The 10000-nt window shown below is 31.1% G+C and carries 11 protein-coding genes; 5 read left to right on the forward strand and 6 right to left on the reverse strand.

Annotated features, from left to right (window positions below; translation table 11 throughout):
- The first annotated feature begins 174 nt into the window (after window positions 1-174).
- The 5 genes from hemH to LDL23_RS02385 all read left to right on the forward strand — a co-directional run bounded on the left by hemH (window position 175) and on the right by LDL23_RS02385 (window position 5603).
- Window positions 175-1197, forward strand: a complete 1023-nt coding sequence (gene hemH / locus LDL23_RS02365; RefSeq protein WP_291264277.1) for a ferrochelatase — start codon at window positions 175-177, stop codon at window positions 1195-1197.
- A 5-nt stretch (window positions 1198-1202) separates the two neighbouring features.
- A complete protein-coding gene (locus LDL23_RS02370; RefSeq protein WP_291264278.1) occupies window positions 1203-1757 on the forward strand; it encodes a CopD family protein in 555 nt (184 codons plus the stop codon).
- 72 nt (window positions 1758-1829) lie between these two features.
- Window positions 1830-3242 (forward strand): ATP-binding protein, encoded by a 1413-nt coding sequence (locus tag LDL23_RS02375; RefSeq protein ID WP_291264287.1) that lies wholly within the window; start codon window positions 1830-1832, stop codon window positions 3240-3242.
- Between the two features lie 15 nt (window positions 3243-3257).
- Window positions 3258-4034, forward strand: a complete 777-nt coding sequence (locus tag LDL23_RS02380; protein WP_291264279.1) for an enoyl-CoA hydratase-related protein — start codon at window positions 3258-3260, stop codon at window positions 4032-4034.
- 15 nt (window positions 4035-4049) lie between these two features.
- A complete protein-coding gene (locus LDL23_RS02385) occupies window positions 4050-5603 on the forward strand; it encodes a hypothetical protein (RefSeq protein ID WP_291264280.1) in 1554 nt (517 codons plus the stop codon).
- 32 nt (window positions 5604-5635) lie between these two features.
- On the opposite strand, the gene LDL23_RS02390 is transcribed toward LDL23_RS02385, so the two are convergent.
- From LDL23_RS02390 to LDL23_RS02415, 6 genes are all read right to left on the reverse strand, one after another.
- Complete coding sequence (locus LDL23_RS02390; RefSeq protein WP_291264281.1) at window positions 5636-6280, reverse strand: HD domain-containing protein; 645 nt, start codon at window positions 6278-6280, stop codon at window positions 5636-5638.
- 70 nt (window positions 6281-6350) lie between these two features.
- Window positions 6351-7349, reverse strand: a complete 999-nt coding sequence (locus tag LDL23_RS02395; RefSeq protein WP_291264282.1) for an acyl-ACP desaturase — start codon at window positions 7347-7349, stop codon at window positions 6351-6353.
- Window positions 7350-7354: 5 nt separating this feature from the next.
- Window positions 7355-8089, reverse strand: a complete 735-nt coding sequence (locus LDL23_RS02400) for a 1-acyl-sn-glycerol-3-phosphate acyltransferase (protein ID WP_291264283.1) — start codon at window positions 8087-8089, stop codon at window positions 7355-7357.
- A gap of 86 nt (window positions 8090-8175) precedes the next feature.
- Window positions 8176-8586 (reverse strand): BrxA/BrxB family bacilliredoxin, encoded by a 411-nt coding sequence (locus LDL23_RS02405; RefSeq protein WP_291264284.1) that lies wholly within the window; start codon window positions 8584-8586, stop codon window positions 8176-8178.
- 119 nt (window positions 8587-8705) lie between these two features.
- The gene (locus tag LDL23_RS02410) at window positions 8706-9608 is read right to left on the reverse strand and encodes a hypothetical protein (protein WP_291264285.1); all 903 of its coding nucleotides are present in this window, start codon (window positions 9606-9608) and stop codon (window positions 8706-8708) included.
- Window positions 9605-10000 (reverse strand): lycopene cyclase family protein (locus LDL23_RS02415; RefSeq protein ID WP_291264286.1); only part of this gene is annotated, 396 nt, incomplete at its 5' end. The genes LDL23_RS02410 and LDL23_RS02415, both read right to left, overlap by 4 nt.

Here is a 10000-nt window from a genome sequence, read left to right on the forward strand (position 1 = left end):
TTATTGCTGCTTTTAAAAAGAAATTTGGTACGACACCTAAAAAATATTTAATGAATTTGAATGCTAATATTGAATAGTTCAATTATATTGATTTTGTAAATCGTATCATAGATAAAAAACGTATATAAAACTTTCCTTAAAAATAAGATTGATTACTTTTATAAAAAAAAGAAAATGAAAAAAGGAGTACTGTTAATTAATTTAGGTTCACCGGATAGCCCTGAGCCAAAAGATGTTAGAAAATATTTAGATGAATTTTTAATGGACGAACGCGTTATCGATGTCCCTTATTTACTTAGAGCCTTACTAGTAAAAGGAATCATTTTAAATACTCGTCCAAAAAAATCAGCTAAAGCATACAAAAAAATTTGGTGGGAAGAAGGTTCACCATTAATTGTGTTATCAAAACGATTACAAAATAAAGTTCAAGAACAAGTAAGTATTCCGGTTTCTTTAGCCATGCGTTATGGAAATCCAAGTATCGAATTTGGTTTAAAAGAATTACACAATCAAGGGGTTGATGAGGTTTTGTTAATTCCATTGTATCCTCAGTTTGCTATGGCAACAACTGAAACTATTTTAGTATTAGCCGAAGAAATTCGCAAAAAACAATTCCCAAAAATGGAATTCACGGTTCTTCCAGCTTTTTATAACCAACCCGATTATGTTCGTGATTTATCTAACTCCATTAAAACGGCTTTAGATAATTTCAAATCAGATTATTTATTGTTTTCGTATCATGGTGTTCCAGAGCGTCATATTAGAAAATCAGATGTAACAAAATCGCATTGTAAAATAGATGGAAGTTGTTGTAATACACCTTCAAAAGCACATGAATTCTGCTACCGTCATCAATGTTATGAAACTACTAAACAAGTGGCCGAATTTTTAGGTTTAGAAGATGGAAAATACAGCACATCATTTCAATCACGTTTGGGTCGCGATCCTTGGTTGCAACCTTATACAGACGCTACTATTGATGGTTTAGCACAACAAGGAATTAAGAATATAGCAGTGGTAACTCCAGCTTTTGTATCGGATTGTTTAGAAACTTTAGAAGAAATTGGAATGGAAGCAGCACATAGTTTTAAAGAAAACGGAGGTGAAAATTTCTTATCCATTCCATGTTTAAACGATAGTGAAGATTGGGTAAAAACCATGAGCCGTTGGATTGATCAATGGGCTTTTCAAAAATAATATAAATGGAATTATACAATTACATAAAATCGTTGCATTTAATCTTTGTTGTTACTTGGTTTGCTGGGTTGTTTTATATTGTTAGATTATTTGTTTATCACGCAGAGGCTAAACAAAAACCACAACCTGAACAAGACATATTGATTAAACAATATCAATTAATGCAATATCGTTTGTGGTATATTATTACTTGGCCAAGTGCTGTTTTAGCAAGTATTTTTGCTTTTTGGATGTTGTTTTTTACTGAAGTAGGTAAGGTTTGGTTAACCCAACCATGGATGCATGTAAAATTAGCGTTTGTGTTTTTATTGTATTTGTATCATTTAAAATGCCACCAAATATTTAAACAATTAGAAAAAAATGAGGTAAAACACACATCAAGTTTTTTTAGAATTTGGAACGAAGGTGCTACTATTATTCTTTTTGCTGTAGTTTTTTTAGTAATTTTAAAGAATGCAATTAATTGGATTTTTGGAGTTGTTGGTATTCTTACTTTTTCAATTCTATTAATGTTAGGATTTAAATTATACAAGAAAATCCGAGAAAAAAATAACAGCTAAATTTTAGCACAACGAATGGATAGAATATTAAACTTTAAGAACCTTTCCTTGCGTGTAAGAATATTTCTTTCCATGATATTCTTGACGTTAATTGCATCTGTTCTTATTGCTGCAGTTTCTATTTATCAATTTAGAAAAGAAGCACGTGAATACCACCAAGATCGATTAGAAAGAAAAGAAGCTGCTATTGCAGAGCATATTAATTATGTGCTTCAAACCACTACTTATCCACTTACAACAGAAAATATTCCATTAATTTTTAAAGATAAAATTTTTGAATTAGCGGATATTCATAGTATGGAAATTAATTTTTTCGATTTGAAAGGAAAACTGTTAATTTCGTCAAAAGCTATTTTTAAGTTTGATAAAGACAAACCTAAAATCAATCCATCCACATTAAAAATTATTCAATCTTCATTGGATAAACGTTACATAGAATTTTCAAAAATTGACGGTCAATCGTTTCGTTCTTCTTACTCTTATTTAAAGGATACCAAGTTTAAACCCATGGGGATTTTAAATTTACCATATGAAGAAAACACCGAGTTTTACGATAATGAAGTTCAAAATTTCTTAATTCGATTTGGACAGGTGTATATTTTCATGTTTTTAATTTCAATTATTCTTTCCTACTTCTTATCAAGTTACATTACAAAATCGTTGAAGATTATTAGCGATAAAATTGAAGAAACACAATTGAATCAACGCAATGAGAAAATTGTAATTGAAGATGGAAGTAAAGAGATCAACTTGTTGATTAAATCATATAATACTATGGTTGACAAGTTAGAAGAAAGTGCTACGATTTTAGCTCAAAGTGAAAGAGAACAAGCTTGGCGCGAAATGGCAAAACAAGTAGCACATGAAATCAAAAATCCACTAACACCAATGCGATTAACTGTGCAAAGTTTTCAAAGAAAATTTGACCCCAATGATCCAAATATAACCCAAAAATTAGACGATTATACTAAAACTATTTTACAACAAATTGATACGATGACGGCTGTTGCGGGTGCTTTTTCAAATTTTGCAACGATGCCAGCACAACAGAATGAAACGTTAAATGTAGTTCGAATTGTAAAAATGGCGCTAGAAATTTTTAATGAAGATTACATTCAGTTTTCAGCATTGGAAGACGAAATTATTGCCAAATTAGATCGAACACAATTAATTCGTGTGATTACGAATTTGGTAAAAAATGCTATTCAAGCCATACCAGAAGAGCAAGAAAATAAATTGGTTTTTGTTACCGTTTTTAGACAAGATAACGAGGTTAAAATTGCAGTAAAAGACAACGGAAAAGGAATTTCAAAAGAAAATCAGGAACGCGTTTTTGAACCAAAATTCACTACAAAATCAAGCGGAATGGGACTTGGTTTGGCCATTATTAAAAATATTATAGAAAATTATAACGGAACGATTACCTTTGAAACGGAACCTAATGTGGGAACTGAATTTTTGGTTTCTTTCCCAATAAATAAATAATCAAAACAAACAAAAATGGAAAATATTCTTATTGAAAAACAAGATGCTATTGCAATTGTAACGATTAACAGACCAACAAAGTTAAACGCCTTAAATAAGGCAACTATTCAAGAATTACACGATGGATTTAAATCGTTAAACGAAGATAAATCTATAAAAGCAATTATTGTAACGGGTAGTGGAGAAAAAGCTTTTGTAGCAGGAGCCGATATTTCAGAATTTGCCAATTTTTCAGTAGAAGAAGGTGGGAAATTAGCTGCTGAAGGACAAAGATTGTTGTTTGATTTTGTGCAAAATTTAAGCACTCCAGTAATTGCAGCTGTAAACGGTTTTGCTTTAGGAGGTGGACTAGAATTAGCGATGTCATGTCATTTTAGAGTAGCATCAGATAACGCAAAAATGGGATTACCTGAAGTAACGTTAGGAGTTATTCCGGGTTATGGAGGAACACAACGTTTATCTCAATTAGTAGGAAAAGGTCGTGCTATGGAAATGATTATGACTGCTGGCATGATTGATGCAGAAACCGCTAAAAACTACGGCTTAGTGAACCATGTTGTTCCGCAAGCAGAATTGTTAGAATTGGCTACAGGAATTGCAACAAAAATCACAAAAAATTCAAGTGTTGCTATCGCAAAAGCAATTGAAGCTATTAATGCCAATTTTGAAGACGGTACAAACGGTTATGAAGTTGAAATTAAAAACTTTGGTCTTTCTTTCGGAACAGAAGATTTTAAAGAAGGAACAACGGCGTTTTTAGAGAAACGTAAAGCAGAGTTTCCAGGTAAATAAATTAAATTAATAAATATGAAAATTTTTTTAACGGTTTTAATTATAAGCCTTTCGATTACTAATTTTTATGCTCAGGAAATTCCAAATAGTATAATAAAAAGTGAAGTTTTTAAAGATGAATACAAACATTCTTCTATTGTTTTGGTTGAAGATGACGGAAATGACGGTGTTTTTATTGTAAGAAGTTATGCAGGAGGTTTGTTTTCCTCAGGAGCTGGATATTATTTTGAACATTACGATTCAAATTTGAAATTAATTAAAGAATATGAATATGAAATGAAACGCTCTGATATTGAAAAATATGGTTCAATTTTAGGTGTTATCATGAATGGAGATCAAGTTAGTTTAATTGATTTTGTATATAATACAAAGGATAAAGCTTTTGTTTGTTCAGCATTAACTTCAAGCATCAATGAGTTTAAATTTAATAAAAAAGAACTTTTCAGAATCGCTAGTGAAGATGTAATGAAATCGCAATGGTTTGGAGATAATCAATTTGATGGAGATTCAGGAACAAACTTTATAGTTAATGAAGACAAAACAGCATTTGCCATTACCATTGATATTAAAGATAAGAATACAGAAACACACAAAGTATTTTTATTTGACAACAAGTTGAACAAAAATATTGAACACAATTTTAAACGAGATATCAAAGATAAAAAGTTTGTATACGAAAATATCGATGTTTCAAAAGATGGAAAGAATCTATATCTTTTAGGTAAGGTTTTTACAGAAGAGAAAAAGAAGAAAAAAGAAGGTGGAAAATATCAGTATGAGTTAACCAGAATTAGTAATGAAGGTCAAGCAACACAAGTTTTTGACACTGATGAACATTTTTCGGGATCATTAAAAACAATTGTTTTTCAAGATAAATTAACCTGTATTGGTTTTTATTCTGATAGAAAAGATTATCGCTTTAAAGGAATTAGTTATTTTGAACTAGACCCTATCACTTTAGCAATTCGTAAATCGAAATACAATCCATTTACTGAGCAATTTATGATTGACAAATATGGAAAAAATAAAGATAAAGAATTGAAAAATTTATCTTTTAGAGGTATTTTGATAACACAGCAAAATGAAATTGTTTTTAATGCGGAAGAATACTATATGACGTCACATTATCATATGACGCCAAATGGCGGTGGCGGTTATTGGACATATGTATATCATTACGATGATATTGTAAGTGCAAAAATGGCAAATGATGGAAGCATTATTTGGGCTAGAAATATTAATAAGCGTCAATCAACAGGAGGAGATGATTCTTATATTTCGTATACCTCTACTATTAAAGGAAACGATACGTACTTTTTTATCAACACAGGCGAAAAAGTAAAGAAATTAAGTAACGATAGAATTCAATTTGGTCAAACAAGCACTAAAAGATCTAATCTTAATGTAATAAGAATTACTCCAGATGGAAATTTTAGTTTTCAAGAAATTTTAGATGATAAAGCAAATGAAGTACCATTTATGGTTTCGGATGGTGCACTTTCTAAAAATTCTGTTTATTTCATAGGTCGAAAAGGCAAGAAAAAACAACTACTAAAAGTTACTTTATAAAAAAAAGGAGATTGTGAAAACAATCTCCTTTTTTATTCCTGTCCATCCCATTCAGCATAAAATTGACTCAAAAACGTTACCATAAAATCGTGGCGTTTTTGGGCGATTTTTTTACCTGTTTCGGTATTCATTTTATCTTTAAGAAGTAGAAGTTTTTCGTAGAAATGATTCAAAGTTGGCGACTCGCTATTCTTATACTCTTCCTTACTCATATTCAAATTGGGTTGAATATTAGGATTGTACAATGGTCGATTTTTAAAACCTCCATAATTAAAAGTACGAGCAATTCCAATCGCGCCAAGCGCATCCAATCGATCGGCATCTTGAACGATTTCTAATTCTTTTGAGTGAAAATCTTTTTCGAAATTCCCGCCTTTAAACGAAATGTTTTCAATAATCGCAATCACATGTGAAATGATAGCTTCAGAAACATTTTGGGATTCCAAAAAAGTTCTTGCTGTTTTTGGTCCAACGGATTCATCACCACCATGAAATTTAGAATCTGCAATATCGTGTAAAAGTGCACCAAGCTTTACTACGGTTAAATCACATTCTTCGCCTTCGGCAATTAATAAAGCATTTTTATAAACTCGTTCAATGTGAAACCAATCGTGACCGCCCTCAGCATGAGTTAGTTGATTCTTTACAAAAAGTATAGTATTATTGATAATTTGCATGGTTCTAATTTACAAAAAAAAATTCCAAACTCATAATCGAATTTGGAATCTTAAATTTATTTTTTGAACGTTATTTTACTAAGGCAGGTTGTACCCATTTAAAAAGTTGTCCTTCAGCAGGAACTACCAATCGTTCAGAAATTCTTGTCATTCTTTCAGGTAATTTCATTAAATAATCTCTAGCTTTTTCAGCTTCATCGCTAAGATTGGTAATTTTATCGATTTCCCATTTCTCATTCAATTTTTTTAGAATATCTACATAATCCATCGCTGTGTAAACACCTAAACGTTGTGCTGATTCTGAGAATTTTTCAAATGCAGTTCCAATACTTTCTCCTGATTCTCTAATCAAATGCGCTGGCATCGTAATTTTTTTCTTCATCATGTATTGAAACGACAACATCATTTCACTTGGATCTATTTCAAAAATACGTTTCACAAATTCGCTATACGCTAAGTGATGACGCATTTCGTCTCCAGCAATTAAATTACACATTTTATGTAGTTTTTTATCGCCAAATTTTTTAGCCATTTGAGCCACACGATTGTGCGAAACATAAGTTGCTAATTCTTGGAAACTAGTAAAAACAAAGTTTTTATAAGGATCTCTATCGGTTCCTGGGTCAAAACCATCGTTAATTAAATGCTGTGTTGTAATTTCAACTTCACGCATATTTACTCTTCCCGAAAGGTATAAGTATTTGTTTAAAACATCTCCGTGACGGTTTTCTTCACCAGTCCATTGGCGTAACCATTTTGCCCAACCGTTATCACCATTTTCTCCTTTCTGCGAAACACCTTCAACATCCATTAACCAAGTTTCATATGTAGGTAAAGCTTCTTCGGTAATTGTGTCACCAACTAAAACTACCCAAAAATCATAAGGTAAATCTTTTGCGATTTCACGCAGTTCTTTTACTTCTTCTAAGAAATTTTCTTTTGATGAATCAGGTAATAAATCGGTAGGTTGCCAAATTTTTTCGACAGGAATTAAGAATTCTTCCATGAAATGATCCACTTTTTTTTCCAAAAATTGCATCACTTCTAAACGGACATTTTGAATAGACATAGGGGTTAATTTTTTATATATTGTTTTATTACAGTTTCTGTTTTTTCTAAAATCTCTTCGAATGGATGTTCTGAAATTTTTAGAGGTTCATGAATGGTGAATTCTAAACGAGTTCCTAACCCAAGAGGGAAAGTACCAAATTTAGTCATTTTCCACGAATTATTTATGGTTATGGGTAAGAAATAAGCATCGGGTGCAAACTTGTATAGCATTTTTAAGCCATTCACTGCGAATGGTTTAGGTGTTCCCGTTTTGCTGCGAGTTCCTTCTGGGAATATGACAACCGAGTAGTTATTGTTGTTAATTAATTCGGCTACTTTTTTAATTTCGGGTAAGGCTTGTTTTGGATCTTTTCTGTCAATTAATGCTGATCCTCCGTGCTTTAAATTATAGGAAACGCTTGGAATTCCTTTTCCTAATTCGATTTTACTGATAAATTTTGGTTGTACTTTTCGTAAAAACCAAATGATAGTCGTAATATCATGTAAACTTTGGTGATTCGCAACAATAATTAAAGGCTTGTTTTCAGGAACATTTTCCATTCCTTTAATATGATAGGTAGTACCAACAACGTGTGCGGTTCTAACCAAAAACCAGTTCAAATAAGCCACACTTAAACGATGCGCATTGTACCCAAAAACATTGAAACAAATCCATTGAATGGGATGAAAAATCAGTAACCAAAGTAAAAATAGAATGTAGTAAACTATTGATAGTGGGTATGAAAGAATTTTTTCCATATAAAAATCAATTTGAGCAAAAGTAAGCTATAAAATAAAAAACCACCAATGTTTTGGTGGTTTTTATTGTATGCCAGCATAGTATCTTAACAAAATTCGCTGTAAGCGTCTTTTAAATTTTCAGCAATTAATTCTGCAGGACGACCTTCGATATGATGACGTTCTAACATATGAACTAATTCACCATCTTTAAATAAAGCCATACATGGCGAAGATGGTGGAAAAGGGAACATTTCAGTTCTTGCTGCATCTACCGCTTCTTTATCAACTCCAGCAAAAACCGTGATTAAGTTAGCAGGTTTTTTACCGCCTTCTAAACTCATTTTCGCTCCTGGGCGTGCATTTCTAGCAGCGCAACCACAAACTGAATTAATTACCACTAAAGTTGTTCCTTCTGCTTTGATAGCGTTTTTTACGTCATCTGCTGTATATAAATTTTTAAAACCTGCGTCTGTTAATTCAGCACGCATTGGGTTTACCATTTCTTCTGGATACATAATGTATATTGTTATAAGTTAACGAATCGCAAAGTTACAAAGTTTTTCTCTTGATATAGAAAACCAATTCATAAAGATTTGTTATGATTGGATAGTTTGAAGTAATTAAATTATAAAGATTATTTTAAGTTAGGAAATATTTTTTTAAAAGCCCATTCTTCATAACCATATGAAGGCAATCCTATAGTTTTTCTTATTGAATCAATTTTCTTCTCATTTATCAAAGGAACTTCTCCTGTAAATGTTCCATAATACAATTGGTTATTGTCAATGTAAATTCTATCAACGATGCTTCCATACTCAAAAGGAGATAATTTTCCTTCAATAAGGTTATTACTAAGCATTGGTAAATATTTTTTCTTATTTTCTGCCGTTTGATGAAAAAAAACTACCTCAAAACTAACGGGTTCATTTTTTTTATTTAAAATATATCCCGTTACATTATGATTTGGATAACCATATTTAGCAATTATTTCTTCAATTTCTTTTTCGTGTTTTTTTTGTAATTCATCCATTTTATTGTAATCAAGAAAAGGAATTCTTGCCATTTGGTCTTCACCTTCCATTCTAATTATTCTTTTTTTTAACTCAAAATTAAATTTTCTGTTATATTTTTGACCCAACAATTTCATTTCGTCTCTAGAAACTTTTGTTATTTTTGATAATCGATTATAAATCGTATCTGCTTCTGGATGATTTCTTATTATGCTACCATACTTTAATATTCCTTGTCTTATTTTTGAATCTAAATTCTCAGTATTTCCGGTCATTACACAACAAGCAATATAGGTAGAATACTCATTCACATTATCCATGTTTACAGGCTCGTGTTTTTTAAACAAACTATCTAAAATTTCATATGAACGTTGATAGTTTCCAATCAAGAATAGACTATCAGCCTCATATGCTTTTAAATAGTAAGGTATGTAATTTGCATTCTTATCGCCAATTTTGGTGTAGGAACTTTTACAAGAAATAACGATTAAGTAAATTATTGAAATTAGTATTAAGATTTTTTTCATGATTTAAATAGTCTTTTAATCAGCGCTTTCACAAAAATCATTTTCGGACATCTCCAAATCACTTGCAAATCCTCTGAAAACGAAGTTTCTTCATCTAAAAATTTGAAAATCACAGTTGAATTTCCACTTTTAAACATCGATGAAAATATTTTAGAACCCAATTCGTTTTTCGAACTCAAAATATCCAACAACAACGAATCATAAAACCAAAATTTATCTTTTTTATGGAATTTTGTAAAGTTAGATTCTGATTTTAGAAACTGAACCAAAGCTTTCGATTTTTTGGAAGCGTTTTTAAAAGTATAACCCGTACTTGCTTTTGTCCAACCGCCAGCTGAACCTATATTTACAATATTCTTAGTATTGTGTTTCCAAAACGGATAACACGTCAT

It is taken from the genome of Flavobacterium sp., from assembly GCF_020217025.1.
In the GTDB taxonomy this organism is placed as follows: Bacteria; Bacteroidota; Bacteroidia; order Flavobacteriales; family Flavobacteriaceae; genus Flavobacterium.

Bases quoted from the DNA above. Each gene is read 5' to 3' on its own strand.
- hemH (WP_291264277.1), top strand. From the start codon at position 175: ATGAAAAAAGGAGTACTGTTAATTAATTTAGGTTCACCGGATAGCCCT.
- LDL23_RS02370 (WP_291264278.1), top strand. From the start codon at position 1,203: ATGGAATTATACAATTACATAAAATCGTTGCATTTAATCTTTGTTGTT.
- LDL23_RS02375 (WP_291264287.1), top strand. From the start codon at position 1,830: ATGATATTCTTGACGTTAATTGCATCTGTTCTTATTGCTGCAGTTTCT.
- LDL23_RS02380 (WP_291264279.1), top strand. From the start codon at position 3,258: ATGGAAAATATTCTTATTGAAAAACAAGATGCTATTGCAATTGTAACG.
- LDL23_RS02385 (WP_291264280.1), top strand. From the start codon at position 4,050: ATGAAAATTTTTTTAACGGTTTTAATTATAAGCCTTTCGATTACTAAT.
- LDL23_RS02390 (WP_291264281.1), bottom strand. From the start codon at position 6,280: ATGCAAATTATCAATAATACTATACTTTTTGTAAAGAATCAACTAACT.
- LDL23_RS02395 (WP_291264282.1), bottom strand. From the start codon at position 7,349: ATGTCTATTCAAAATGTCCGTTTAGAAGTGATGCAATTTTTGGAAAAA.
- LDL23_RS02400 (WP_291264283.1), bottom strand. From the start codon at position 8,089: ATGGAAAAAATTCTTTCATACCCACTATCAATAGTTTACTACATTCTA.
- LDL23_RS02405 (WP_291264284.1), bottom strand. From the start codon at position 8,586: ATGTATCCAGAAGAAATGGTAAACCCAATGCGTGCTGAATTAACAGAC.
- LDL23_RS02410 (WP_291264285.1), bottom strand. From the start codon at position 9,608: ATGAAAAAAATCTTAATACTAATTTCAATAATTTACTTAATCGTTATT.